Origin of the sequence: Kitasatospora sp. NPDC086791, assembly GCF_040685975.1 — a bacterium.
Lineage (GTDB): Bacteria > Actinomycetota > Actinomycetes > Streptomycetales > Streptomycetaceae > Kitasatospora.
The window spans coordinates 53611-78574 of record NZ_JBFBOC010000012.1 but is presented as its reverse complement, the minus strand read 5'-3'; the positions used below and the strand labels follow the sequence as shown (position 1 = coordinate 78574).

Annotated in this window: 24 protein-coding genes; 12 read left to right on the top strand and 12 right to left on the bottom strand. The window is 75.0% G+C overall.

Going from position 1 to position 24964, the window contains the following annotated elements:
* Positions 1–266 precede the first annotated feature (266 nt).
* Positions 267–2687 carry a tetratricopeptide repeat protein gene (locus tag AB0Q99_RS18620; protein ID WP_363573052.1) on the top strand — a complete coding sequence of 807 codons (2421 nt, stop codon included), beginning with the start codon at positions 267–269 and terminating at the stop codon, positions 2685–2687.
* 56 nt (positions 2688–2743) lie between these two features.
* On the opposite strand, the gene AB0Q99_RS18615 is transcribed toward AB0Q99_RS18620, so the two are convergent.
* The gene (locus AB0Q99_RS18615) at positions 2744–4036 is read right to left on the bottom strand and encodes a serine hydrolase domain-containing protein (RefSeq protein ID WP_363573050.1); all 1293 of its coding nucleotides are present in this window, start codon (positions 4034–4036) and stop codon (positions 2744–2746) included.
* A gap of 332 nt (positions 4037–4368) precedes the next feature.
* On the opposite strand from AB0Q99_RS18615, the gene AB0Q99_RS18610 reads away from it, so the two are divergent.
* Positions 4369–5283 (top strand): alkaline phosphatase family protein, encoded by a 915-nt coding sequence (locus AB0Q99_RS18610; RefSeq protein ID WP_363573048.1) that lies wholly within the window; start codon positions 4369–4371, stop codon positions 5281–5283.
* 160 nt (positions 5284–5443) lie between these two features.
* Positions 5444–5938, top strand: coding sequence for a hypothetical protein (locus AB0Q99_RS18605; protein ID WP_363573046.1), 495 nt, complete (start codon positions 5444–5446; stop codon positions 5936–5938).
* Here AB0Q99_RS18605 and AB0Q99_RS18600 read toward each other — a convergent pair.
* Positions 5916–6215: a hypothetical protein gene (locus tag AB0Q99_RS18600; protein WP_363573044.1), complete on the bottom strand. Its 300-nt coding sequence runs from the start codon at positions 6213–6215 to the stop codon at positions 5916–5918. The genes AB0Q99_RS18605 and AB0Q99_RS18600 overlap by 23 nt on opposite strands.
* Before the next feature lie 179 nt (positions 6216–6394).
* Complete coding sequence (locus tag AB0Q99_RS18595; RefSeq protein WP_363573042.1) at positions 6395–6889, bottom strand: nuclear transport factor 2 family protein; 495 nt, start codon at positions 6887–6889, stop codon at positions 6395–6397.
* A 103-nt stretch (positions 6890–6992) separates the two neighbouring features.
* On the opposite strand from AB0Q99_RS18595, the gene AB0Q99_RS18590 reads away from it, so the two are divergent.
* The gene (locus tag AB0Q99_RS18590; RefSeq protein WP_363573040.1) at positions 6993–7556 is read left to right on the top strand and encodes a TetR/AcrR family transcriptional regulator; all 564 of its coding nucleotides are present in this window, start codon (positions 6993–6995) and stop codon (positions 7554–7556) included.
* A 38-nt stretch (positions 7557–7594) separates the two neighbouring features.
* Here AB0Q99_RS18590 and AB0Q99_RS18585 read toward each other — a convergent pair whose 3' ends face one another.
* On the bottom strand, positions 7595–8497 hold the full coding sequence (locus AB0Q99_RS18585; protein WP_363573038.1) for a chitosanase: 903 nt from the start codon (positions 8495–8497) through the stop codon (positions 7595–7597).
* Between the two features lie 176 nt (positions 8498–8673).
* Between AB0Q99_RS18585 and AB0Q99_RS18580 the strand changes: the two genes are divergently transcribed.
* Both AB0Q99_RS18580 and AB0Q99_RS18575 read left to right on the top strand, forming a co-directional pair.
* The gene (locus AB0Q99_RS18580) at positions 8674–8817 is read left to right on the top strand and encodes a hypothetical protein (RefSeq protein ID WP_363573036.1); all 144 of its coding nucleotides are present in this window, start codon (positions 8674–8676) and stop codon (positions 8815–8817) included.
* Positions 8810–8992 (top strand): hypothetical protein, encoded by a 183-nt coding sequence (locus AB0Q99_RS18575; RefSeq protein WP_363573035.1) that lies wholly within the window; start codon positions 8810–8812, stop codon positions 8990–8992. Before AB0Q99_RS18580 ends, AB0Q99_RS18575 begins: the two co-directional genes overlap by 8 nt.
* A gap of 7 nt (positions 8993–8999) precedes the next feature.
* Here the strand turns inward: AB0Q99_RS18575 and AB0Q99_RS18570 are convergent, their stop codons facing one another.
* Positions 9000–10268 (bottom strand): DUF5685 family protein, encoded by a 1269-nt coding sequence (locus tag AB0Q99_RS18570; RefSeq protein WP_363573033.1) that lies wholly within the window; start codon positions 10266–10268, stop codon positions 9000–9002.
* A gap of 515 nt (positions 10269–10783) precedes the next feature.
* Here AB0Q99_RS18570 and AB0Q99_RS18565 point away from each other — a divergent pair.
* Positions 10784–11350: an XRE family transcriptional regulator gene (locus tag AB0Q99_RS18565; RefSeq protein WP_363573031.1), complete on the top strand. Its 567-nt coding sequence runs from the start codon at positions 10784–10786 to the stop codon at positions 11348–11350.
* Complete coding sequence (locus AB0Q99_RS18560; protein ID WP_363573029.1) at positions 11347–12858, top strand: MFS transporter; 1512 nt, start codon at positions 11347–11349, stop codon at positions 12856–12858. The genes AB0Q99_RS18565 and AB0Q99_RS18560 overlap by 4 nt, the downstream gene beginning before the upstream one ends.
* 395 nt (positions 12859–13253) lie before the next feature.
* Here AB0Q99_RS18560 and AB0Q99_RS18555 read toward each other — a convergent pair whose 3' ends face one another.
* Positions 13254–14609 carry a DUF2252 domain-containing protein gene (locus AB0Q99_RS18555; protein WP_363573232.1) on the bottom strand — a complete coding sequence of 452 codons (1356 nt, stop codon included), beginning with the start codon at positions 14607–14609 and terminating at the stop codon, positions 13254–13256.
* 309 nt (positions 14610–14918) lie between these two features.
* Here AB0Q99_RS18555 and AB0Q99_RS18550 point away from each other — a divergent pair, with 309 nt between their 5' ends.
* Positions 14919–15377 (top strand): DUF2809 domain-containing protein, encoded by a 459-nt coding sequence (locus AB0Q99_RS18550; protein WP_363573027.1) that lies wholly within the window; start codon positions 14919–14921, stop codon positions 15375–15377.
* 18 nt (positions 15378–15395) lie between these two features.
* On the opposite strand, the gene AB0Q99_RS18545 is transcribed toward AB0Q99_RS18550, so the two are convergent.
* The gene (locus tag AB0Q99_RS18545) at positions 15396–16178 is read right to left on the bottom strand and encodes an SGNH/GDSL hydrolase family protein (protein ID WP_363573025.1); all 783 of its coding nucleotides are present in this window, start codon (positions 16176–16178) and stop codon (positions 15396–15398) included.
* Between the two features lie 332 nt (positions 16179–16510).
* Here AB0Q99_RS18545 and ddaH point away from each other — a divergent pair, with 332 nt between their 5' ends.
* Positions 16511–17338, top strand: a complete 828-nt coding sequence (ddaH, locus tag AB0Q99_RS18540; protein WP_363573023.1) for a dimethylargininase — start codon at positions 16511–16513, stop codon at positions 17336–17338.
* Here ddaH and AB0Q99_RS18535 read toward each other — a convergent pair.
* The 5 genes from AB0Q99_RS18535 to AB0Q99_RS18515 form a co-directional block, all read right to left on the bottom strand.
* The gene (locus tag AB0Q99_RS18535) at positions 17325–18002 is read right to left on the bottom strand and encodes an LUD domain-containing protein (RefSeq protein ID WP_363573021.1); all 678 of its coding nucleotides are present in this window, start codon (positions 18000–18002) and stop codon (positions 17325–17327) included. The two genes, ddaH and AB0Q99_RS18535, sit on opposite strands and share 14 nt — an antisense overlap.
* Positions 17999–19414: a lactate utilization protein B gene (locus AB0Q99_RS18530; protein ID WP_363573019.1), complete on the bottom strand. Its 1416-nt coding sequence runs from the start codon at positions 19412–19414 to the stop codon at positions 17999–18001. The genes AB0Q99_RS18535 and AB0Q99_RS18530 overlap by 4 nt, the downstream gene beginning before the upstream one ends.
* Positions 19411–20172, bottom strand: a complete 762-nt coding sequence (locus AB0Q99_RS18525; RefSeq protein ID WP_363573017.1) for a (Fe-S)-binding protein — start codon at positions 20170–20172, stop codon at positions 19411–19413. Before AB0Q99_RS18525 ends, AB0Q99_RS18530 begins: the two co-directional genes overlap by 4 nt.
* 161 nt (positions 20173–20333) lie before the next feature.
* A complete protein-coding gene (locus AB0Q99_RS18520) occupies positions 20334–21515 on the bottom strand; it encodes a globin domain-containing protein (RefSeq protein WP_363573015.1) in 1182 nt (393 codons plus the stop codon).
* A gap of 126 nt (positions 21516–21641) precedes the next feature.
* The gene (locus AB0Q99_RS18515; protein ID WP_363573013.1) at positions 21642–22109 is read right to left on the bottom strand and encodes an Rrf2 family transcriptional regulator; all 468 of its coding nucleotides are present in this window, start codon (positions 22107–22109) and stop codon (positions 21642–21644) included.
* A 344-nt stretch (positions 22110–22453) separates the two neighbouring features.
* Between AB0Q99_RS18515 and AB0Q99_RS18510 the strand changes: the two genes are divergently transcribed.
* Together AB0Q99_RS18510 and AB0Q99_RS18505 are read left to right on the top strand one after the other, a co-directional pair.
* On the top strand, positions 22454–24064 hold the full coding sequence (locus tag AB0Q99_RS18510; RefSeq protein WP_363573011.1) for a beta-propeller fold lactonase family protein: 1611 nt from the start codon (positions 22454–22456) through the stop codon (positions 24062–24064).
* A gap of 150 nt (positions 24065–24214) precedes the next feature.
* Positions 24215–24850, top strand: coding sequence for a PAS domain-containing protein (locus AB0Q99_RS18505; protein WP_363573009.1), 636 nt, complete (start codon positions 24215–24217; stop codon positions 24848–24850).
* The last annotated feature ends 114 nt before the right edge of the window (positions 24851–24964 follow it).

Genomic DNA, 24964 nt, shown 5'->3' with positions numbered 1-24964 from the left:
CGGCGCTGAACCACTTCCCGCCGTCGAGCCGTTGTCCGGAGAGCGGAACCGCAGGCGGAAGTACCGGCAGTTCCGACGAGTGGAACCGACGTCGCCGCCGGACCGTCCGTCACCCGGACAGCCCGCCCGAGCTGGGAGGAGGCGTCGACGGACGACCGGGTACGGGGAGTTCCGCCACCCGGGCGCAGTTCTGCCTGCCGCCGACCGCCGGCGCGAGTCCAGGCAGAAGTGCGGAAGTGGCAGGACCGAGGGAGTGGGAGCGGGGCATGGCGGCTGGAGACGGTGTCGGAGCCGGTGCGGACGTGGGCGAGTTCAGCCGCCTGCTGGCCGGGCACCGGGTGGCGGCCGGGCTGACCCAGGAGGAGCTGGCCGCGGCCGCCGGGGTCAGCCTGCGGGCCCTCGGGGACATGGAGCGCGGCCGCACCCGCGGGCCGCAGCGGCGCACCGTGCGGGCCCTGGCCGTCGCCCTGGGCCTGGCCGGGGAGCCGGCGGAGGCGCTGGACCGGGCCGCGCACTCCGGGCGTCCGCGCGGTGTCCGGCCGGGCCCGGGGCGGGTCGTGGCCCAGGCCGGGCCCCGGGATCCGGCCGGGCCCCGGGCACAGGCCGGTCAGGCGCCGCCCGTCGGCGCGCGCCAGAGCGCCCTCGCCCTGCCCCGGGACATCGCCGACTTCACCGCCCGGGAGGGCGTCCTCGCGGCGCTGATCGGCCTCGCCTCGGGGGACCGGCCCGCTCACCCCCGGGTGGTGCTGGTCAGCGGTCAGCCCGGTCTCGGCAAGACGGCCTTCGCCCTGCACGCCGCCCACACCCTGGCGTCCCGCTTCCCGGACGGCCAGCTCTCCCTCGATCTCGGCGGCATGTCGGCCCGGCCGCTGCCCGCCCGGGACGCCCTCGGCCAGGTGCTGCGCGCCCTGGGCGTCGAGGACGCGGCGGTGCCCGCCGGGACGGAGGAGCGGGCCGGCCTCTACCGGGCCCTGGTGCGGGAGCGGCGGCTGGTCCTGGTGCTGGACGACGCCGCGGACGAGAGCCAGGTGCGCCCGTTGCTGCCCGGCTCCGGACCGGCCGTGACCATCGTGACCAGCCGCAACGCGCTGCCCGGCCTGGAGTCCGTGCACCGGCTGAGCCTGGACGTGCTCGCCCCGGCCGAGGCGGCCGGGCTGCTGGCCCGGATCGCCGGCCCGGAGCGGATCGAGGCCGCGCCCGACGCCACCGCCGAACTGGCCCGGCTCTGCGGCTACCTGCCGCTCGCGCTGCGGATCGCCGGGCAGCGGCTGGTCGCCCGGCCGCAGCAGCCGGTCGCCCACCTGGTGCGCCAACTGGCCGCCGAGGAGAACCGGCTGGACCTGCTGGAGACCGGCGACCTGGCGGTCCGTCCGGCCTTCGAGCTGTCCTACCGGCGGTTGCCGGCCGAGTCCCGACTGGTGCTCCGGCGCTGCGCGTTGACCGCCGGACCGGATTTCACGGCGGCCGTCGCCGCCGACTACGCGGGCTGTTCGCCGGCCCGGACCGAGCTGCTGCTGGAGCAGTTGGTCGACGCCGGACTGGTGCAGCCGGCCGCCCCGGACCGCTACCGCCTGCACGACCTGGTGCGGCTCTACGCGGGCGAGCGGCTCGGCGTCGACGAGACGCCCGAGGAGCTGGCCGAGGCCCGTACCCGGGCCGGCCGCCGGATCCTCGACCGGGCCGTCGCCTACGGGCTGCGCTTCGACCCGGAGCACGCCAAGGGCCTCCCCAGGGCCGCCGCCGAGGGCGCCACCACGGGCGTCGGCAAGGACACCACCGAGGACGCCACCACGGACCCCACCGGGGCCACCGGCTCCACGTCCGCGCACCTCACCGAGGCGGCGTACTGGCTGGAGTACGAGCACCCGGAGTGGCTGGCCGCCCTGCGCCACGCGCAGCGGGCCGGCCGGTACCGGGAGGTGGTGGACACCGCCGAGGCCATGCACTGGTTCTCGGACCGGCTGCTGAGCTGGGGGATCTGGGCGGAGGTGTTCCAGCTCTCGGCGGACGCCGCCCGCGCGCTCGGCGACCGGCAGGCCGAGGCGGTGCACGTCAACTACCTGGCCTGGACGTACGTCACCTGTCTGCACCGCTACCAGCGCGGCATCGAACTGGCCTCCGGAGCAATGGAGTTGGCCCAGGAGCTGGGGGACCGTGAGCAGCAGGGCTGGGCGCTCACCTACCTCGCCTCCGGCCTGCGGTACCTGCGGCGCCACCGCGAGGCGACCGACGCCTTCCAGCGGGCCGCGGAGGCCTTCGCCCAGGTCGACAACCGCTCCGCGATGATCGGCCGGCTGGTCACCCTGCGCGGCGCCGCCAACTGCCTGCGCGAGTCCGGCCGGGCCGAGGAGGCGGTGGACACCCGGCGACGGGCCCTGGCGGGCGCGCTGGAGCTGGTCGAGCGCTGGTCGGAGCCGCTGATGAACCTGCTGGCGGCCATGACCGCGCACGAACTGGGGCTGGACCGCGCGGCGTCGAAGCGCTGGCCGGCCGCCGAGAAGGCCTACCGGCAGGCCCTGGTGCACTTCGAGGCGGTCGGCCGGCCGGACAGCATGACCAAGACGCTGACCGAACTCGGCACCGCGCTGATCGAACAGGGCCGCGCCGAGGAGGCCCGGGAACTGCTCACCGAGGCGCTCACCGACCTCAGCGCGAACGGCCCCCGACCGGGGCTCCCGCGGCACTGAACCGAGCGCCCGCCCTGCCCCGCCGATCGACGGCGGGGAAGGACGGGCGCCGTGGATCAGATCCGGGTGTCCTCCACCACCGGCAGCCCCGCCACCGGGGCGGTGCCCGGAGCGTCGACCCCCGCGACGTCCGCCTTCGGCGCGAAGAACGACCGCGGCGCGACCGCGGGCTTCTTGCCGCAGAAGGCCGGCTCCAGCGTGTTCATCAGCCCCTGCGTCACCGCGCCGTTGTTGGAGGCGTTGGCGAAGACCACCACGCTGCGCCGCCCGTCCTGGGTCACGAAGGACTGGGTCTGGAACCCCTGCACGATGCCGCCGTGGCCGTACACGTCCCCGCAGGAGAGCGAGATGCGGCGCAGCCCCAGGCCGTAGGAGATCTTCGCGGTGGGCGTCGGCAGGGCGGCGGTCATCTGCCGCAGCGAGTCGTCCGAGACCAGCCCGCCCTCGCCGCCGGCCAGCAGCGCGGTGAGGAAGCGGTCGAGGTCCTCGGCGTCGGAGATGACGGCGCCGGCGGACCACACCCAGGAGCCGGTCTGCTGGGTGGAGTCCAGCAGCGGCTTGCTGCGGTCGTCGTTGGTGAGGTAGCCGGTGACGTGGGCGCCCTGGATCTGCTGGTCGGGCACCACGAAGGAGGTCCCGGTCAGGCTGAGCGGCTGGATGATCCGCTCGTTCAGCACCTCCGCGAACGGCTGGCCGGTGAGGTGCTCGACCGCCAGGCCCAGCAGCACGAAGTCGGTGTTGGAGTAGGAGTAACGGCTGCCGGGGGTGTACTGCACACCGTGCTTGACGGACATCGCGACCAGGTCGCGCGGGTCGTACACCTTGGTGCGGATGCGCGCCTCGAACGCGCTGGTGGTCTCCTCGCTGGCCTGCTCCAGCAGGTCGTTGGTGTGGTCGTAGATGCCCGCCCGGTGCTCCATCACCTGACGTCCCGTCATCGCCCAGCCCGCCGGGAGGGTGCCGTCCGGCAGGTAGTCGCGCAGCGGCTTGTCCAGGTCGATCCGGCCCTCCTGCACCAGCTGCATGACGAGAACGGCGGTGAACATCTTGCTGTTGCTGCCGACCCGGAACCTCCACGAGGAGTTCATCGGGGTCCCGTCCAGGTCGGCGCGGCCGACCGACACCGAGCGGGTGTTGTCCGTGCCGTCGTGGTCGCGGATCACCGCGAAGGCGCCCGGGGCGCCGGCCGCGCTGGTGGCCTGCAGGGCGGCGAGCACGCCGGGGAGGTCGGAGGCGGGCGCGCCGGCGGTGCCGCTGTCGGCTGCCGCGGCGTGTGCGGCGCCGGTCGCCACCAGCACGACACCGGCGGCGGCCACCGCGAGCGGACGCAGAAGGCTGGTCTTCGCCATGTTCCTCGGTTCTCTCATCAGGTGACGCGGCGTCGGGCCGCGCCGATCGGTGATCACTATCACCGGACGGGGCGCCCGAAGGCAATGTGAACCGGTTCGCCCGCATCGTCCGTTGCGGGCACCGGCGGGTCGGCCGCACCGTTCGTTTCCCGCTCCGGAGCCAAGGTTTCACCTGCCGTCGGCTACCTGCGCCGACGGCCGCGCTCCATGCTGTTCGGGCGCTCAACGCCATCGAGTCGACCCTCGCCGGCGACCTCGCCAACGGCACGCCAGGGGTTCACCCCCCCCAAGCCGAGCGGCTCGACGGGCCGCTCCCTACCCGAGGAATTGTCATGACTTCGCCCACGAAGCCCCTGAACCCGCAGAACCCCTCGAAGCCCCGATCGCGCCGCACCGCGACCGCGATCGGCTCCGCCGTCGCCCTGGTCGCCGCCTCCGCCGGCCTGTGGGCGGCGACCGCCACCACCGCGCAGGCGGCCGGTCTGCCCACGCCCGACCACATCATCGTCGTGGTGATGGAGAACCACGCCTACTCCCAGATCATCGGCAGCAGCAGCGCCCCGTACATCAACAACACCCTGAAGGCGGGCGGCGCCAACCTCACCCAGTCCTTCGGCATCACCCACCCGAGCGAGCCGAACTACTACGCGCTGTTCTCCGGCTCCACCCAGGGCCGCGTCGACGACAGCTGTGTGACCGTCGGCGGCTTCCAGAGCGCCAACCTGGCCTCGGAGGTGATCGCCGCCGGCAAGACCTGGGCCAGCTACAACGAGACCCTGCCCAGCCAGGGCAGCACCGTGTGCAGCAGCGGCAAGTACGCCCAGAAGCACAACCCGTGGTTCGGCTTCGGCAACGTCCCGCTGAGCAGCGCCAAGACCTTCGCGCAGTTCCCGACCGACTACACCACCCTGCCGAACGTCTCCTTCGTGGTGCCGAACCTGTGCAGCGACATGCACGACTGCTCGGTCAGCACCGGCGACACCTGGATCAAGAACAACCTCGGCGCGTACGCCACCTGGGCGCAGACCCACAACAGCCTCCTGGTCGTCACCTTCGACGAGGACAACCAGCTCTCCGGCAACCGCATCCCGACCGTGGTCTACGGCGCCCACGTCGCCCCCGGCAGCAGCTCCGCCACCACCTACACCCACTACGACGTGCTGCGCACCCTGGAGGACCTGTCCGGTGCCGCCGGACACGCGGGCAACGCGGCCACCGCGAGCGACATCAGCGGCATCTGGAACTGAACCGCGGTGATCAGGGCTTGAGCTGAGCCCGGGTCCGGGACGGCGGACGAACGGCCGCCGTCCCGGGCCCGTCCCGGTCGGTCGGACGGCGTCGACCGGACAGGGGTCGACCGGACAGGGGTCTCGACCGGCCGGGCCCGTCCCTGGTATCGATGGGGGCGTGCGATTCGAACGTGTGCCGATGCCGGACGGTGTGAGGGCGCGCCCGCGGGACGGTCGGGGGTACCCGGTGCCGGCGATCACGCCGTGGCGCGGGGGCGAGCCGCAGTTCGCCCTGACCGACCACGGACGCAGCGCCGACTGCGCCCTGGAGCGCCGCTGTTCGGTGTGCGGCGGATTCATGGAGCGCGGGCCGGTGTGGCGGGTCGTGGGGCCCGCCGAGAGCGCCGCGATCGCCGGGGCGCTCGCGGCCGGGACGCCGTACCGGAACCTCGCACCGACCATGGAGGGCCCCGGGCACCGGGCGTGCATGCTCTACGCGTCGATGCTCTGCCCGTACCTGGCCCGCCCGAACGCCCGGCGGCGGGCGACCGCCGAGGACGCGGCCGACGAGCTGACGTCGGCCGCCGTCCGCGGGGCGGCGCGCGGCGGGCTGGGCGCGGTGGTCGGGTTCGGGGACTACGAGTACGCGGTCACCGGGACCCGGGTGCTGTAATCCGGGCGCCGGTGCTGATGGTGAGGTGGTTGGCGGCGGAGGTGCCGTTGACCACCTTGCCGCCCGGCGCGGGGCTGCCGGAGCGGGACGGGGAGCCGGGCGCGGCCGACCCGGGCGCCGCCGAGCCGGGGACGGTCGAGCCGGGGGCGGCGCCGGTCGGAGCAGCGGAGGGACCGGTGTCGGTGTTCTCGGGGCCGCAGGCGGAGAGCAGGACCGCGCCGACGGTGGTCATCAGGGCGATCGCGGCGGCGGTGCCGAATCTGTTGCGCGCGGACATTTCCGGGTCCCCCTCGGGTGCTGTTCGCTTTCGAGAACGAAGCGTCCCAGCGGGAGGTCAAAGACCGGTTCACGACGTGTCACAGGCGTGGAACAGCGTCGTCCGACGCCCCGAAGCGGCGTCAGTGGCCCTGGGGTGGAGGCCCGGACGGCCGGACGCCCGGGCGCCGGGCGGAGCGCTCAGAGGCCGAGCTCGGTGAGGCCGGGGTGGTCGTCGGGGCGGCGGCCGAGCGGCCAGTGGAACAGGCGTTCCTCGGGGGCGATCGGCAGGTCGTTGATGGAGGCGTGCCGCCGGGCCATCAGACCGTCCGGGGCGAACTCCCAGTTCTCGTTGCCGTAGGAGCGGTACCACCGGCCGGCGTCGTCGTGCCACTCGTAGGCGAAGCGGACCGCGATGCGGTCGCCGTCGTGCGCCCAGAGTTCCTTGATCAGGCGGTAGTCCAGCTCGCGCTGCCACTTGCGGGTGAGGAACTCGGCGATCGGCCCGCGGCCGGTGAGGAACTCGGCGCGGTTGCGCCAGCGGCTGTCGGGCGTGTAGGCGAGGGCGACGCGCTGCGGGTCGCGGGTGTTCCAGGCGTCCTCGGCGGCCCGGACCTTCTGCCGGGCGGTCGCCGTCGTGAACGGGGGCAGGGGCGGGCGCTGTCCGTCGCGTCGTCCGTCGCGCTGTTCGGTCATGGGTGAACTCCTCGGGAACGGGTATTCCACCGGCGAGAACGATCGTTCTCACTTTCGTGGCTACGATAGGAGAACTATCGTTCTCGCGCAAAGGGCACGGCAGATGGAGCACGAAGACCCGCGGACCCGGATCCTCGACGCGGCCGAGGAGCTGTTCTACGGGCAGGGCATCCAGGCGGTCGGCATGGACGCCGTCCGGGCCGCCTCCGGCATGACGATGCGCCGCCTGTACCAGCACTTCCCGTCCAAGAACGACCTGGTCGAGGCCTACCTGCTGCGCCGTGACGGCCGCTGGCGGGCGAGCCTCGCCGGGCACGTCTCCCGGGCCGGCGGCCCGCCCCGGGAGCAACTGCTCGCGGTCTACGACTGGCTCGGCCTGTGGTTCGCCGAACCCGGCTTCCGCGGCTGCGCGTTCGTCAACTCCTTCGGCGAACTGGGTGCCACCACGCCCGTCGTCGCGGCCGCCGCGCGGCACCACAAGGAGGAGTTCGGCGGCTACGTCGCCGGACTGGTCGAGGCCGCCGGCGCCCCGCCCGCCACCGCCGTCCACCTGACCCTGCTCGCCGAGGGCGCCATCACCACCGCCGCCGTCCACGGCGACCCGACGGCCGCCGCCGACGCCAGGGAGGCCGCCCGGCTGCTGCTGGACGCCGCGCTCGCGGGGTAGCAGCGGCCGGGCGGCCGACGGTTCGGCGGTCGGTGACGTCAGTCGATGGTGTAGGCGGAGCCGAAGGCCGTGATGGTGAACGGGCCGTCGAGGTCCTGGTTGCCGGTGGCGGCGATCCGGCGCAGGCACTCGACGCGGTCGACCGACTTGCGCCACTCGTCGGCGGTGGAGGAGTTGGCGGGGTTGGTCAGGTCGTCGATCCGGACCTCGAAGAAGGCGTCCAGCCAGGCGCGCTCCCCGGCGGCCGACGGCGAGCCGACCCTGCCGGTGGTCCGGGCGATGAGCGCGGGCAGGGCGTCGTACTCGCCGCCGTTGCCGTGCTGGATGGAGGCGTCGTAGAGCTCGGCGCGGGCCAGGGCGGTGGTGAGGCCGAGCCGGTCGGCCTGGTCCATCGCGGGGGTGAAGTACCGCTGGTCGACCTGGTCGTCCTGGACCCGCCGGAAGGCGGGGTCCTCGGCGGCCTGCTTCCAGGCGGCGATGTACTCGTCCTCGGGCAGGCCGCCGGTCTCCCCGCTGCCGGACGCGGCCAGGCGTTCCAGCTCGGGGACGAAGCGGGCGAGCGGGTTGTCGGGGGAAACGGTGGTGTAGGCGCGGACGACCTTGAGCGCGTCACCGTCGTTGGTGGTGAAGCCGGCCCGGCCGGCGGTCACGCCCCGGCCGTCCCCGATGTTCTCGGCGTAGCCGTACTGGATCTCGGTGGTGCTGTTCTCGAAGACGCTGATCAGCTGGTCGGCCCGGCGCCGCTGGTCGGGCGTCAGCCCGCCGGCGGACAGCCGCTGGACCTGGGGGGATGCGGCGGTCGCGGCCACGGCCGTGACCGTGTGGTCGGGCGCGGTGTCGGGCGCCGCCTGTGCCGGTGCGACGGCCCACGTCGCACCGGCGACGAGAGCGGCCGTCGCGGCAACGGCGGCGAGGTGGTGGGTGGTTCGGGAAACGCGCATGGAGGTGCTCCGATCTCCGTGGGGGGAAGAGCGCGAGCTCGCGGCAGCAGCGTAGGACGGGGAACCCGCAGGGGTCCAGAAGGTAAGGAAACTTTCCTAATAAAAATAGGCGGTCGTCCGCGGCCGCGGCGGCGGCGTTTATCGGCCATTGATCGTCGCCGCCTAGCCTCGGGCGCATGGACGAGAGAGCGGCCGAACGGCCGGGGGCAGTGCCCGAGGGTCGGATGACGGAGCAGGACGCCGAGCGGTTCCGGCGGTTGCTGGCGAGGCTGGAGCATTCGCTGGTGACGGACCGGGAGGCGGCGGGCCGCGATGCCTGAGCTCGCCGAGTGGCGCCCGGTGGCGGTGGTTCCGTTGTGGCGGCGCGGCGAGGGCGAGCGGCCGGAACGCGGGGGCGCGGACCGGCCCGGGGTGCTGCGGGGGCACTCCGGGCCGGTGACGGTCGATCAGGAGCGGGCGGCGCAGGCGGTGCGGTCGGAGGCCGGAGCCGACTGACGGTACATCAGCAGTCGCACCCGCAGTCGCAGCAGTCGCAGCCGTCACAGCAACTGCAGCAGTCGCCGCACCCGTCGCAACCGCTGCAGGAGTCGCAGCAGTCGCAGCAGTCGTGCCGCTCGCAGAAGCCCTTGCGGCGCTCGCGGCTGAACGGGTCGTTGTGTTCGCAGCAGAGCAACTGGCAGGTGCAGGCCATCAGCGCCCACACCGCGCACCCGGCGAGCAGGTTGCGGGGGTGCGGCGGCTTCGAGCCGGGCGGGGTGAAGCCGGGGCCCTGCGGGATCCACGGCGGGACCGGCGCGCCCGGGTCCTGGCCGGGCGGTGCCTGGTGGGACGGTGCCTGGTGCGGGTGCTCGGCCCCGGCGCCGCCGGCCGGGCCGTGCTCCACGCCGCCCCTGGTGCGGCAGTTCGCCGCGTGCCCCGTCCCGAAGACCCGGTCGACGGCGCTCTCGGTCTCGTGCGCGAGCAGGACGTGGACCAGCGCCCGGTCGCTCAGCTCGACCTCGCGCAGCGCGAGCCGGATGCCGTGGACGGCGTCCCGGCAGAGCCGCTCGGCCTCGGCGCGGTCGGTGCCGGTGGCGGTCAGCGGGTTCCAGGCGCCGGAGGCGGCGTCGGCGGCCTGGTCCTCGGCGGCGTCGAGGAGGTGGGCGAGCCGGCCGAACAGGCGCCCGGCCTCGGCGAGCGGGGCGGCGTTGCCGGGGCGGCCGGCGATCACGGCGGTGTGCGCGAAGGCCGCCGAGGTGGCCGTCTCGGTGGGTTCGGTGACCAGCAGGACGGATCCGCCGGGCCGCAGCGAGCGTTCCAACTCGCCCTGGCGGGAGGCGGCTTCGAGCAGGACGGCGGTGTCGAAGCCGACCGTGGAGGCGCTGCCGGCGCTCTGCCGGTCCCAGCGCCGGGTGACCGCCCGGGCCCCGGCGGCGACCGGACGGCGGGCGAAGACGCCGTCGCGGTCCTCGACGTGGTCGCGGATCTTCACCGAGGCGAGCGCGAGCGAGACGGCGGCGGCGAGCCGGGCGCCCTCGCCCTTGGCGACCGAGGCGGTCCGCATGCCGCGCAGCGGGCAGGGGCCGGCGGTCCGGCGCCAGGAGGAGTCCTCGCGGGCGGCCTGGGCCTCGACCAGCACGGAGATGATCAGGCCGTCGTAGTTGGTGGCGGTCCGGGCGAGCTGTCCGTGGTCGTCGCGCAGCGCGAGGCAGAGCCCGCACAGGTGGGCCATCCAGGACGCCTGCAGCCGTTCGGACAGCCGGTGCCTGCACGGTCTGATGATGCCGAACATGATCGTCCCCCTCGCCCTTCGGGCCGCTGACCGGCCGCGATTCGCCGGACATCATATGATCAGCGGCCGATCTCCTCGTACTGCCTCACGCCCACCGGGCGGTGCTTCCCCCGGGGCCCGTGGCCCACCGCCGCGCCGCCGGGCCGCGTCGCCGGGACGCGCCGCCGGGCCGCGCCGCGCCGCGCGCTGCGGGGCGCCGTACCGGTCGCGACCGTGGGCCGGGTCGAAGGCTCGCAACCGCGAAGCCGCGCACCGTCCGGGTGCCGGGGTCGAGGGCGGGACCGCGGGGCCGCTGTCGCCGGGGCCGCAGCTCCCCCCCCGCCGCCTGCCTCGGCGCCGTCAACCCCGTTGCGCGGCCACGGTGTCGCCTGCCCCGCCGCTGCCGCCGCCAACCGCGCCGCCCGCCCCTTCGCGCGCCCCGGCACCGCCCGTCCCGCCACTGCCGACCCCGTCGTAACCCCGTCGCCACCGACACCCCGGCGAGTGGATCCCATATCCGGGATAGCATCGCGAATATGGGAATCGACACGGCCGCCGACGAGCGGCTCGCGCAGCGGCTCGCCGAGCTGCGGCTCGAACGCGGGTGGACCTTGGAGGAGTTGGCCCGGCTGGCGGACGTCAGCCGGTCGACGCTGTCCCGGGTGGAGCGGGCGGAGGTCAGCCCGACGGCGGCGCTGCTCGGGCGGCTGTGCGCCGTCTACGGGCGGACGATGTCGCGGCTGCTCGCCGAGGTGGAGGCGGCGGGCCCGGCCCGACTGGTGCGGGCCGGGGAGCAGCAGGTGTGGCGGGACGAGACCACCGGCTTCGTGCGCCGGTCGGTGTCGCCGCCGCACGGCTCGCTGCGGGCGGAGGTCATCGAGGGCCGGCTGCCCGCCGGCGCCGACATCGCGTACGACCGCGCCTGCGTGCCCGGCCGGGAGCACCACCTCTGGCTGTTCGAGGGCGTGTTGGAGCTGACCGTGGACGGCGAGCCGCAGCTGCTCGCCCCCGGCGACTGTCTGCGCTACGTCGCCGGCACCAGCCGGTTCCGCAGCCTCGGCCCCGGCGACGCCCGGTACGCCCTGGTGGTGGTCGAGCCGTGAGTACCACCACCGGGCCGATGGCCGGGGAACGCTTCGACGCGGCCGGGCGCCGCGTCCTGCTGGTCTGCGTCGCGGGCGGTTTCACCACGCTGCTCGACCAGTCCGTGCTCAACACCTCGATCCCCGCCCTGCGCGCGAGCCTGCACGCCGGGCCCGCCGACCTGCAGTGGATCGTCGCCGGGTACTCGCTCGCCTTCGGCTTGGCGCTGATACCCGGTGGGCGGCTCGGCGACGTCAAGGGCCGCAAGTGGTTCTTCGTCTCCGGGCTCGCCCTGTTCACCCTGGTCAGCCTGGTCTCCGCGACGGCCGCCGAGCCGGGCGTGCTGATCGCCGCCCGGCTGGTCCAGGGAGCGGGCGCGGGCCTGGTCAACTCCCAGATGATCGGCACCCTCCAGGACGTCTTCGACGGCCGGCTGCGGGCCCGTGCCCTCGGCATGTACGCCGTCACCGGTGGTCTGGCCTTCGCCCTCGGCCCGCCGATCGGCGGCGCGGTGCTGGCGGCTGCCGGCCCCGAACTCGGCTGGCGGCTGACCTTCCTGCTCAACGTCCCGTTCGGCCTGGCCACCGTCGCCCTGGCGGTCCGCCACCTGCCCGAGCCCCGGCCCAGTGCTCGGCAGGCGAATCTCGACCCGGTCGGCCTGCTGCTGGTCGGCGCGCTCACCCTGGTCCTGATGCTGCCCTTCGTCCGGCCGCCGGGACCGACCGGCCGGCTGGCCTTCGCGGCCGCCGCCCTCCTGCTGGTCGGCGCGCTCGTCCGGTGGCAGCGCCGCTACGCCCGGGCCGGCGGTCACCCGCTGATCCACCCCGCGCTCACCCGCTCCGCGCCGTACGCGCTCGGCACGGTGACGGCGATGGCCCAGTTCGGCTCCTCGCTGGCCGCCTCGCTGGTCCTGACCATGTTCCTGCAAGACGGCCTGGGGCTCTCCCCGATGGGTGCCGCGCTGGTCGCGCTGCCCTCCGCCGTCGCGATGGGCGTCGCCTCCGCGCTCGCCTGGCGGGTCGTCCAGCGCTTCGGCCGGCGCACCGTCACCGCCGGCATGACCGGTTCGGCCCTGACCATGCTGGCCGCCGGACTGGTCGCGCACTGGGCGTCCGCCGCCGTCCTGCCCTGGCTGCTGGCGCTGCTGCAGCTCCTCGGCGGCGCCTCGATCGGCCTGATGGCGTCCACCAACCAGGCCTACGTGCTGCGGCACGCGCCCGCCGAGGCGGCGGGGGTGAGCGGGGCGATCCTGCAGATGGCGCAGCGGATCGCGGCGGCCGTCGCGGTCTCGGCGCTGTCCGGCGTCTACCTGCGGGAGACCGCCGGCGGCGGCGGGCACCGCTCCGCCTTCCTCGCCGCGAGCGTGGTCTGCGCGGCGGTGGCCGGACTCGCGGTGCCGGCCTCGGTCCTCGCGGGCCGCGCCACCGCGCGGGAGCAGCGCGCGGGCGGGCCGGTCGCGCCGGACCGGGGCGACCTCCCCTCCGCCGGCGGGACACCGGCCGAGCCGAGGACGAACACCCGTCCGTGAGCGGACCGCCGGATCGTACGGTGGTCGGCATGACCGACGTACGGAACGGATCGCCGAACTCGCGCGGCTGATCCCGGACTGCCGGCTCGTCACCGTCGGGGCCGGGCACCTGGTACACGGTGCCCGGCCCGGGGACTCGTCGCCGTGGTGGCGCCGTTCCTCGCCCGCCGGGGTCGCGAGGCCCCGAGACCGAGAACCCGACGCCGAGAAGCCGAGAACCCGGGCCCCCGACGCCGAGAAGCCGAGAACCCGGGCCCCCGACGCCGAGAAGCCGAGAACCCGGGCCCCGACGCCGAGAAGCCGAGAACCCGGGCCCCGACGCCGAGAAGCCGAGAACCCGGGCCCCGACGCCGAGAAGCCGAGAACCCGGGCCCCCGACGCCGAGGCTCCGAGGATCAGATGCCGTGCTCGGCGGGCAGCCGCCCGCTGCGCACCGCCGCGAGCAGGTCGGCGTGGTCCGCCTCGGTGCGGTCCGCGTAGCCGACGGCGAACGCCGCGACCGCCTCGTCCAGCGCCTCGCCCTTGCCGCAGTACCCGGCCAGCAGGCCCGGGTCGGCGGTGTGCGCGTGCGCCCGGGCCAGCAGGGCGCCGGTGATCCGCGCGTAGTCGTCCAGCTGCGACGGCAGCAGCGCGGCCGGGTCGACACTGCCCTTGCGGTTGCGGAACTGCCGCACCTGGTAGGGGAGTCCGTCGACGGTCGTCCAGCCCAGCAGGGTGTCGCTGACCACCTGCATGTGCTTCTGGCCGAGCACCACCCGGCGGCCCTCGTGGCCGTCGCCCTGCGCCGCCTGCGGCAGGTAGGGCAGCAGCGCCGACGGGCGGGCCTCCTTCACCTGCAGCACCAACGGCTGGTCCCGGTGGTCGGTGAGCAGCACCACGTACGAGCGGGTGCCCACGCTGCCGGTGCCCACCACCCGGAACGCCACGTCCTGCACCCGGTACCGGGACAGCAGCGTGCGCACCTCGGCGGGCACCGTCTCCACGTAGCGGCCGAGCGCGTCGGCGACCGCCCGGGCGGTCGCGTCGGTCACCTCGGTGAGCACCGGGGGAGCGGCCGTGAACCGCCAACCGCCCTCCTCCGTACGGGAGGTGCTGCGGGCGGCGAACTTCGCGCTGGTGTTGCCGAGCGCCTTGGCGCCGACCTTGCGCAGCACGTCGGCGAGGTCGTGCGCCTCCGCGAAGGAGACCAACTGCTCGTCGGCGACGGCGTTCCAGGCGTCCAGCGCGGGCAGCTTGGCGAGCGTGCGCATCGTGCGGCGGTACGCGCCGGCCACGTGCTGGGCGGCCGCGCGCGCGGTGGTCTCGCTCGCGCCGGTCTCCCGGCCGGCCAGCACCAGGCTGGCGGCGAGCCGCTTCAGGTCCCACTCCCACGGGCCGGGCACGGTCTCGTCGAAGTCGTTGATGTCCATGACCAGTTGGCCACGGGCGTCGCCGTACAGGCCGAAGTTGGCGGCGTGCGCGTCCCCGCACAGCTGCGCGTCCACCCCGGTCACCGGCGTCCCCGCGAGGTCGGCCGCCATCAGTCCGGCCGAGCCGCGCAGGAACGCGAACGGCGTGGCGGCCATCCGCCCCACCCGGATCGCCACCAACTCGGCGATCCGGCCCGCGTTCGAGGTCTCGATCGCCTCCACGGCCGTCGGCCGCCCGGGGGTCACCGCGAACTCCGCGTGCCGCTCCCGGGGCACCCGCGCCCGCAGCTCCTTGCCCCGCTCCCGTGCCCGCCCGTCCTGCGCCGGCGCGAACCCGGTCACCGCGAACCCGCGCCGGCCCTGCCCGTCCGCACTGCCCGTACCGCCCGCGCTCCGCTGCGCCACCAGCCCCGGTCCGCCCCGGCCCTCCGCCGCTCTCGGCTCCGCCCCGTCCACTGCCTCGGTCTTTCGCGCCACCGCGCCCCGCCCGTCCCTTCCGGTCCTTACCTGCCCGCGACCTGCGCGGATGGTTCACGGGGGGAGTGACGTCCGGGGCCGCGCGGTGGTTCCGGCGGGGCGGGTGAGATGCGCCGCCTGTCGAAGGATCAGGGGTGCGGACCGGCACCGCCCGGGCCGGGGTAGCGTGGGCGGGTGGATGATCTTCGGGGGAACCTGCGTGTCCGGGCGGCGGCAGGGGTGGCGGCGGTGCTGACGGTGGCTTCCGGGCTGGGGGTGCGGGCGGTGGCCGGCGGGGCCGTCGCCAAGGACGCGGGGGACGCGCTCTACACCGTCCTGCTGTACGCCCTGATCGTGGCGGCCGTTCCGCGCGTGCGCCCGGCCCGCGCCGCCGCCTCGGCGGCCGCGCTGAGCTGGGCCGTGGAACTGTTCCAGATCACCGGGCTGCCGGACGCCTGGGGGCGCCGCAGCACGCTGGTCCGGCTGGTCCTCGGCTCGACCTTCAACCCGCCGGACCTGCTCTGGTACCTGGTCGGCGCGGCCGGTGCCGGGCTGCTCCACCGGGCGGCGCTGCTCCACCGGGCGGCGCTGCTCCGCCGGGCGGCGCGGAGCGTGCGCCCCGCGACCCCCGACGGAGCGGCCCGACAGGCCTGACGAGTGCCTGACGGAACGTCAGAGCGGCAGCAGATCGGGCCGCTTGGCCTCGACGTGGTCGCCGGAGGACTCGCCGCGCAGGCGCCGGCCGACCCACGGGATCAGGTGCTCGCGGGCCCACTGGAGGTTCTCCCGCCGCTGGTCGGCGGGGGTGAGCGCGGGGGCGTCCGGCCACGGCGCCTCCGGGTCCTGCTCGGTCGCCAGGCCCAGCGAGCGGGCGGCCAGCAGGGCGACCCGCTGGTGTCCGTCGCCGGACAGGTGCAGGCGGTCCTCGCTCCACGCGCGGCGGTCCTGCACCGCGCGCAGCGACCACAGGTCGGCCACCGTGCAGCCGTTGCGGTCGGCGACGGCCCGCATGTGCCCGTTGTAGGTCGCGATCTTGCCGCGCAGGTGCTTGAGCAGCGGCACGTCGCGGGTGTCGAAGCCGGTGCAGATCAGCACCGTCCCGGCGGAGGCGGCGAGGCGGACGACGGCCGCCTCGAAGCGCTCGGCGACCTCGTCCGGGTCGCTGCCCGGCCGCAGGATGTCGTTGCCGCCGGCGCAGAAGGTGACCAGGTCGGGCTGGAGCCGCTCGGCCTGCGGCACCTGCTCGGCCGCGATCTGGTCCAGCAGCCGGCCGCGCACCGCGAGGTTGGCGTAGCGGAACGTGCCCGGGGGGCGCCCGTCGGCGAGCATTCCGGCCAGGCGGTCGGCCCACCCGGCGAACCCGCCGTCGACACCGGGGTCGTTCAGGCCTTCGGTGAAGCTGTCCCCGAGGGCGGCGTACGAACTGAGGTGAAGGGTCTCCTGGAGGTTCGGCATGAAAGAGATAGTTCACCTCATCAAGTGACCTACGCCACCGTAGGTGCCCCTGGCGGCACGTGAGATGGACCACGTACGGTCTTCGGTCCCGCTCGTCACCTTCCGTCCCCTTCCGTTCCCTCCCGCGCCCTTCCGTCGCCTCCCTCGCGTGGCGGCCCGCAGCCGGAGCGTCCGTGCGCCGGTGCTCGCGCCGGGTGCGCGGGGGCGTGCGTCCACCGGGGGCGCCCGCGCGGGTGTGCGAACGGTGCCGCCGGGGCAGCCGCCTCTGCAACAGAGCGGCGTTCCGTACCGGCGGAACCCGGACCTCCCCGTGATCCAAGGACGGTTGAGCCATGCCCTCGCAGACCCCGGAGCGCACCGCGCGGCCACGGCGCTACCTGATGTGCCGCCCGACGCACTTCACCGTGGACTACGCGATCAATCCGTGGATGGACCCGGCCCAGCCCACCGACACCGCGCTCGCGCTGCGCCAGTGGGAGCGGCTCCACCGGACCTACCGCCGCCTCGGCCACACCGTCGAGCTGATCGACCCGCTGCCCGGGCTGCCGGACATGGTCTACGCCGCCAACGGCGCGACCGTGCTGGACGGCCGGGCCCTGGTGGCGACCTTCCGCCACCCGGAGCGCGCCGCCGAGTCGGACGCCTACCAGGCCTGGTTCCGGGCGCACGGCTACCGCGAGGTGCGCCGCGCCGGGCATGTCAACGAGGGCGAGGGCGACCACCTGGTGGTGGGCGGCCGGGTGCTCGCCGGGACGGGCTTCCGCAGTTCGCGCGCCGCGCACGCCGAGGCGGGCGAGCTGTTCGGCGTGCCGGTGGTCAGCCTGAAGCTGGTCGACCCGCGCTTCTACCACCTGGACACCGCGCTGGCCGTCCTCGCCGACGACCACGTCATGTACTACCCGGAGGCCTTCGACGCCGAGAGCCGCGCCGTGCTGCGCACGCTCCACCCGGACGCGATCCTCGCCGACCGCGCCGACGCCGAGGTGTTCGGACTCAACGCCGTCTCGGACGGCCGCCGGGTGCTGCTGCCCGAGACGGCCAAGAACCTGGCCGGCCGCCTCGCCGAGCACGGTTACGAGCCGATCCCGGTGGACGTCTCCGAGCTGCTCAAGGGCGGCGGTGGGGCCAAGTGCTGCACGCTGGAGCTCAGGCCGGCCTGAGCTCCGGGCCGACCAGCAGCACCTCCAGGGTGCGCGGGCCGTGCACCCCCTCCACCCGGTCGAGTTCGATGTCGCTGGTCGCGGACGGCCCCGAGATCCAGGTCTGCGGCCGTCGGGGATCCAGCCGGGGCAGCGCGAGCGGCACCGAGGCGACGACCTGCTCGGGCACCCGGACGACGCACACGTGGTGGTCGGGGACGAGCGAGAGCAGCCGCCGACCCTGGCCCGGACCGGCGTCCAGCACGATCGTCCCGGTCTCGGCGACGGCCAGCCGGCAGCCGGTGACCACGCTGTCCACGGCGTCCAGCCGGGCGGCGGTGAGCGTCCCGTGGTCCGGGACGAGTTCGACGGCGGAGGCGGCCGCCGCCAGCCAGCCGGCCGGCAGCCCGTCCGGCACGGCGACCGTCCGGCTGCCCCGTCCGGCCAGCAACCCGGCGATCCGCTGCGGCAGTTCGTCCTCGCGGCACCGGTGCACCAGGGCCCGGTAGTCGGCCAGGTTGCGGTGCAGCAGGTCGACCAGGGCCGCCGGGTCGTCCGGCGGCACGTGCGCCGTCAGGTAGTCGCGCGGCAACGGCTGCCCGTTCGCCCCGCCGGCCCCGGCGTCCCCGGCGGTGTCGCCGAGCGCGGCCCGGATCCGGGCGAGGATCGACTCCCGTGCGCTCATGCGCGGTTCCTCCGCCACCAGTCGCGGAACGGTTCGGCGGGCACCTCCGGCAGGTCCCGGGTGTCGGTCCAGGCCCGGCCGGGCCCGGGCAGCCGACGCGGGCGCAGCGCGCGGGTGCGCCCGGCCAGCCGCTCGGCGGCCGCGAGCGCCGCCGGGTGGTCCAGCACGTACCCGGCCGCCGCCACCGCCGCCCGCTCCAGCGGGTGCCCGCCCCGCTCGACGACCCGCTCGCGCAGGTGCACCAGCACCTCGGGGATGTCGATCGCCACCGGGCACACCTCGTAGCAGGCCCCGCAGAGCGAGGAGGCGTACGGCAGCGAGGCGTCCACCGGGCTCGCGGTGCCGCGCAGTTGGGGCGTCAGGACGGCGCCGATCGGCCCCGGGTACACCGAGCCGTAGGCGTGGCCGCCGGCCCGCTCGTACACCGGGCAGACGTTCAGGCAGGCCGAGCAGCGGATGCAGCGCAGGGTCTGGCGCCCGACCCGGTCGGCGAGCGCGGCGGTGCGGCCGTTGTCCAGCAGCACCAGGTGGAACTCGGACGGGCCGTCGCCCTCGCTCGTGCCCGTCCACATCGAGGTGTACGGGTTCATCCGCTCGGCGGTGGAGGAGCGGGGCAGCAGTTGGAGGAAGACCTCCAGGTCCCGCCAGGTCGGCACGACCTTCTCGATCCCGACCACGGAGATCAGCGTGCGCGGCAGGGTGAGGCACATCCGGCCGTTGCCCTCGGACTCGACGACGACCAGGGTGCCGGTCTCGGCGACCATGAAGTTGGCGCCGGAGACGGCCACCCGGGCGCGCAGGAACTTCTCCCGCAGGTGCAGCCGGGCGGCCTCGGCGAGTTCGGCGGGGGAGTCGGTCAGGCCCTCGGGCGCCGGGCGGCCCCAGGCGGCCATCCGCTCGGCGAAGACCTCCCGGATCTCGGCGCGGTCGCGGTGGATCGCGGGCACCAGGATGTGCGAGGGGCGGTCGTCGCCCAACTGGACGACCAGTTCGGCGAGATCGGTCTCGTAGGCGGTGATGCCCTCGGCGGCGAGCGCCTCGTTCAGCCCGATCTCCTGGGTGGCCATCGACTTGACCTTGACGACCTCGCTCTCCCCGGTGGCCCGGACCAGGTCGGCGACGATCCGGTTGGCCTCCTCGGCGTCGGCGGCCCAGTGCACGGTGCCGCCGGCAGCCGTGACGGACTCCTCCAACTGCGTCAGGTAGCGGTCGAGGTGGCGCAGCGCGTGGTCCTTGATCGCCGCCCCGGCGGCGCGCAGCTCCGCCCAGTCGGCGAGTTCGGCGACCGCCCGGGCCCGTTTGTCGCGGATGGTGTGGGTGGCGTGCCGCAGGTTGGCGCGCAGCCGCTCGTCCCGGACGGCCCGGGCGGCGGCCTCGGGGAAGGCGGGCAGGCCGAGGAAGGTGCCGGTCACGCGGGCCTCCAGGGGTGTTCCTCGGTGCTGGCCAGGATCTCCGCCAGGTGCAGCGTGCGCAGCGCCTCGCCCCGGCGGCGCAGTGTGCCGTCGAGGTGCAGCAGGCAGGAGTTGTCGGCGCCGCACAGCACCCGGGCGCCGGTGCCCAGGGCGTTCGCGATCTTGTCGGCGGCCATCGCGGCCGAGACCGCCGGGTTCTTGACCGCGAAGGTGCCGCCGAAGCCGCAGCACTCCTCGGCGCCGGGCAGCTCGACCAGCTCCAAGCCCCGGACGGCGCCCAGCAGTCGGCGCGGGCGCTCGCCCAGGCCGAGCAGCCGCAGGCCGTGGCAGGAGGGGTGGTAGGTGACGGTGTGCGGGAAGTGCGCGCCGACGTCCTCGACGCCGAGCACGTCGGTCAGGAACTCGGTCAGCTCGTACACCCGGGGCGCCAGGTCGGCGGCGAGCGCGGCCAGTTCGCCGCCCCGGCCCTCCTCGGCGGCCCGGGCGCCGAGCCGCGGATAGTGGTCGCGGACCATCGCCACGCAGGAACCGGAGGGGGTGACCACGTGGTCGTACCCGGCGAAGGCCCGCGCGGTGCGCCGCACCAGCGGTTCGCAGGCCCTCCGGTAGCCGGTGTTGTACTGCGGCTGGCCGCAGCAGGTCTGTCCGGCGGGGAAGTCCACCGCCACGCCGAGGCGTTCCAGCAGCCGCACGGTGGCGACCGCGGTGGCGGGGAAGAGCGCGTCGTTGACGCAGGTGGCGAACAGCGCGACCCGCATCCGGGCTCCCTCCAGTCGTACGGCACCGGCCCGCTCGCGATCGTAGCGAGCGGACCGGTGCCGTGGGGGGAACTCGCGCTGCCGCGCCGGGAGTCGGCCGGGGGAGCCGGGGGCCACCGGGCCGGCCGCCGGCCCGGGAGCCCCGGGTCAGGCGTCCGGGATCAGGCGCCGAGCCACAGGTCCGGGCCGAACACCTCGTAGTGGATGTCGGCCGCCGGGACGCCCGCCGCCAGCAGCTGTCCGCGGACGGCGCGCAGGAAGGGCAGCGGGCCGCAGAGGTAGGCGGTGGTGCCGGCCGGCACCTCGACGGAGGCGAGGTCCACCAGCCCGGTGCGCTCGGCCGGCCACTCGCCGAGCGGCTGCTCGTAGAAGACGTGGGCGGTGGCGTTCGGCAGCTCGGCGGTGAGCCGCGCCAGTTCGGCGCGGAAGGCGTGGCCGAGCTGGTCGTGGTCGCCGTGCACCGAGACGATCCGGCGGGTGGAGCCGGTGGCGGCCAGGTGGTCGAGCATCGCGGTCATCGGGGTGTTGCCGATGCCGGCGGAGGCGAGCAGCACCGGGCCGTCGCCGTCGGCCAGGAAGATGTCGCCCATCGGGGCCGAGAGCTCGACGGTGTCGCCGGCCCGCAGGTGGTCGTGCAGGTGGCCGGAGACCTCCCCGCCCGCCTCGCGCTTGACGCTGAAGCGCAGGGCGCCATCGGCACCGCCGGAGAGGCTGTACTGGCGGATCTGCCGGGCACCGTCGGGCAGTTCGGTGCGCACGGAGACGTACTGGCCGGGGCGGGAGGCCGGGACGGGTCGGCCGTCGGCCGGGCGGACCAGGTAGCTGGTGACGGTCTCGGTCTCCTGGTGGCGGGCCACCACGGTGTACGGGCGCCACAGGTCGGCCGGGTCGCCGCCGGCGGAGGCCTCGGCGCGCAGCCGGTCCTCGACGGCGATCAGCGCGTTGGCCATCAGCCAGTACACCTCGTCCCAGGCGGCGGCGACCTCGGGGGTGACGGCCTCGCCGAGGACCTCCACGATGGCGGCGAACAGGTGCTCGTGGACGATCTTGTACTGGTCGTTGCTGATGCCGACCGAGACGTGCTTGTGGGCGATCCGCGCGAGCATCGCGTCCGGGCGCTGGTCCGGGTGGGCGATCAGCGCGGAGGCGAAGGCGGCTATCGAGCCGGCCAGCGCCTGGCGCTGGGTGCCGTTGGCCTGGTTGCCCCGGTTGAAGAGGTCGCGCAGCAGCTCGGGGTGGGCCTCGAACATCCGGTCGTAGAAGCGCGGGGTGATGTCGCCGATGGCGGCGCCCACGACGGGCAGGGTGGCCTCGATGACCTCGGCGGACTTCGCGGACAGCATCAGGGGGCTCCTAAGTGGTATTTGAGATTCGTATTAAAGGCCGTGCGGTGGCGCGCGACCCCGATGGGGGCGGATCGGTCGGCGGGGTCGATGCGGGATCGATCGGGCGGTGGTTCGTGCCGGGGGTCAGCCGGAGGATCCGGCGGCGGGACGTCCGGGCGGTCGGGCGGTGAGGCCGAGCAGGACCGGTCCGGTGGGGGCGGCCACCAGATCGTCGATGCACAGCGGGTCGAGCGTGGCGAAGAACGCCTCCTGGGCGTTGCGCAGCACCCCGCGCAGCCGGCACGCGGCCCGCAGCGGGCATGGCGGCTCGTCCTCGCAGCCGACCACGTCGCCGACCCCCTCCAGCTCCCGCAACAGCAGGCCGAGCGAGCCGGTCCGCCCGGCGAAGGTGAGCATCAGCCCGCCGCCGCGACCGCGCCGGGCCTCCACCACCCCCAGGTGCTGCAGGCGGCTGACCACCTTCGCCGCGTGGGTGTACGGCACGCCGACCGACTCGGCCACCTCGCGGGTGGTCGGGTTGTCGCCCTCGCGCAGGACCGCCAGCCGCATGGCGATCCGGAGGGCGATGTCGGTGCTCTTGGTCAGCCTCACGTTCGAAACGCTACCGAATACGACTCCACAACTCCAATTTTCTGCACGACCCCGACCGGGCCGGTCCGAGGAGTGCCCCGACGGGTGCCCCCGAGGAGTGGTCCCGACGGTCGTCCTGGCGGGGGTCCGGACGATCCGGTCGGATCCGACCAGTTGGCGACATCCGTGGTCACCGCCTGACGTACGGTCAGGCCTGCTTCTACGCTTCGTGCGGCTCCGGGCCCGCTCCGCGCGTGCCGCGGCGCACGGCCCGTGCGGCCCGCACGACCCGTACCGCCCCTTGTCGTCGACCGAACGGAGAGACCGTGAGAACACGCCGAGCACCCCGCCGGACCCTGACGGCCGTGACCGCGATAGCCGCGGCCACGGCCGCACTGCTGACCCTGCCCGCCGCCGCCCAGGCCGCCGCGCCGCCGCCGACCGTCGCCGCCCAGGTGCCGGTGGCGCCCTACCCGGCGGGCATCGCGCTGGCGCCGGACGGCGGTCACGCCTACGTGACCAGCCAGAGCAGCGGCACCGTCAGCGTGCTGGACACCGCGAGCGGGACGGTGAGCAGCAGCTTCACGGCCGGCTCCGGCTCCTACGCGGTCGCCCTCTCGCCCGACGGGCACCGCGCCTACCTGACGCACCACCTGGACAACACGGTCAGCGTCGTGGACACCGCGAGCGGCACCGTCACCGCGACCGTCCCGGTCGGCGCCCAGCCCTGGGGCCTGGTCCTCTCGCCGGACGGCGCGCGCGCCTACGTGAGCAACGCCTCCGCCAACACCGTGAGCGTGCTGGACACCTCCTCCGGCACCGTGACCGCGACCGTCCCGGTCGGCGCCGAGCCGCACGGGCTGGCCCTCTCGGCGGACGGCAAGCGGCTGTTCGTCGCGGCCTCCGGCGACAAGGCGGTGAACGTCGTCGACACCGTGGGCAGCACGGTGAGCGCCACCGTTCCCGTCGGCCACAGCGTCTTCGGCCTCGCCCTCAGCCCCGACGGCAGCCGGCTCTGGGCCGCCGACGGCGACGACAGCACGGCCGCCGTGATCGACACCGCGGCGAACGCGCTGGTCGGCACCGTCGCGGTCGGCGCCGGCCCGTACGCCGTCACCCTCGCCCCGGACGGCTCGGCCGCGTACGTGTCCGACTACGCCGACAACACGCTGAGCGTGGTGGACACCGCGAGTCGGACCGTCACCGCGACCGTCCCGGTGGGCGCGAGCCCGTACGCGCTGGCCCTGACCGCCGACGGGCGGCACGGCTACCTCGCCGACTTCACCGGTGGCGCCGTCCAGGTGCTGAACTTCCCGCTGCCCGTGCCGGCCGTGACCGCGGTCACCCCGAACGGCGGCTCCGGGACGGGCGGCACCGCGGTGACCGTCACCGGCACCGGCCTCAACGGCGCCACCGCCGTGACCTTCGGTGCGGCCGGCGCGGCCACCGCGTTCAGCTGCACCAGGACCAGCTGCACCGCGACCGCCCCCGCCACCACCGTGACCGGCCCGGTGGACGTGCGGGTCACCACGCCCGGCGGCACCAGCGCGGCCGTCGCGGCCGACCGCTTCACCTACACCGCGCCCAGCGCCCACCTGGGCGTGGCGCTCACCGCGACCCCGGTGACCCAGCTGCTCGCCAGCCGGGTCGACTACACGATCACGCTCAGCAACCAGGGGCCGGACCCGATCACCGCGGCCACCGTCGCCGCCGGCCTGCCCAGCGGGCTGACCACGACCTCCGGTGACTGCACCGTCGCGGCCGGGAAGCTCACCTGCACGCTGGCCGCCCCGCTCGCCAAGGGGGCGACCGTGACCCGACACTTCTCGGTCAGGGTCGGCCTGCTCTCGCTGGTCCGCAGCTGGGACATCACCGTGGCCCGGACGGCCGGCGCGCCCGTCGACCCGTCGCCCGCCACCAGCCGGGACACCCGCAGCTGCTCCACCGTCCTCGGACTGAACACCACCTGCACGTAGCACCCGCGTCCACCCGGGCGCCGAGGCCTCGCCGGATCCGCCCGGCGGGGCCTTCGCCGTCGGTGCCGTTCGCCGTCGAGGTGCTCTCCGCCGCGCCGTGCTCCGGCGAGGTGCTGGACGAAGTGTCCGATCTGGACGTACAGTCCAGGCATGCCCTCGGAGAACCCCGACCCACGCGTGCGGACCTTCGCCCCGGTCTGCCGCGCAGTGGCCCTGCTGCTCGGCCCGTACGCCGAGGTGGTGCTGCACGACACCGCCACCGACCGGGTGCTCGCCATCTGGAACCCGATGACCCCCCGCGCCCCCGGCGACCCGTCGATGCTCGGCGAACTCGACGAGGTCGACCCCTCCGCCCCCGACGTCTACGGCCCGTACGAGAAGACGCTGCCGGACGGCCGGCGGCTCTCCTCCGTCAGCGCCGTGCTGCGCGACGAGGCCGGCCGGCCCTCGGCGGTGCTCTGCGTCAACCTCGACCGCGGCCCGCTGGAACAGGCCGCCGCCCTGCTGGCCGGCTTCGCCGCTCCCAGCGTGCCCCGCCCCGAACCGCTCTTCGAACGGGACTGGACGGAACGGATGAACGACGTGATCGGCGGCCGCGTCCGCGCCCAGGGCCGCCCGCTGGAGCGTTTCACCCGCGAGGACCGGCTGGCCGTGCTGCGCGAACTGGACGAGGCCGGGGTGTTCGCCGTGCGCCGCGCCGTCCCCGTCGTCGCCACCGCGCTGCGGATCTCCCGCTCCACCGCCTACAGCCTGCTCGCCGAGCTCAAGCACCCCGCCGGACCGTAAGCCCGCCGGACCGTAAGCCCGCCGGACCGTAAGCCGGCCGGACCGTAAGCCGGCCGGACGGTAAGCCCGCCCGACCGTAAGCCCACGGGCCCGCAAGCCTCAGGAAGGAACGCC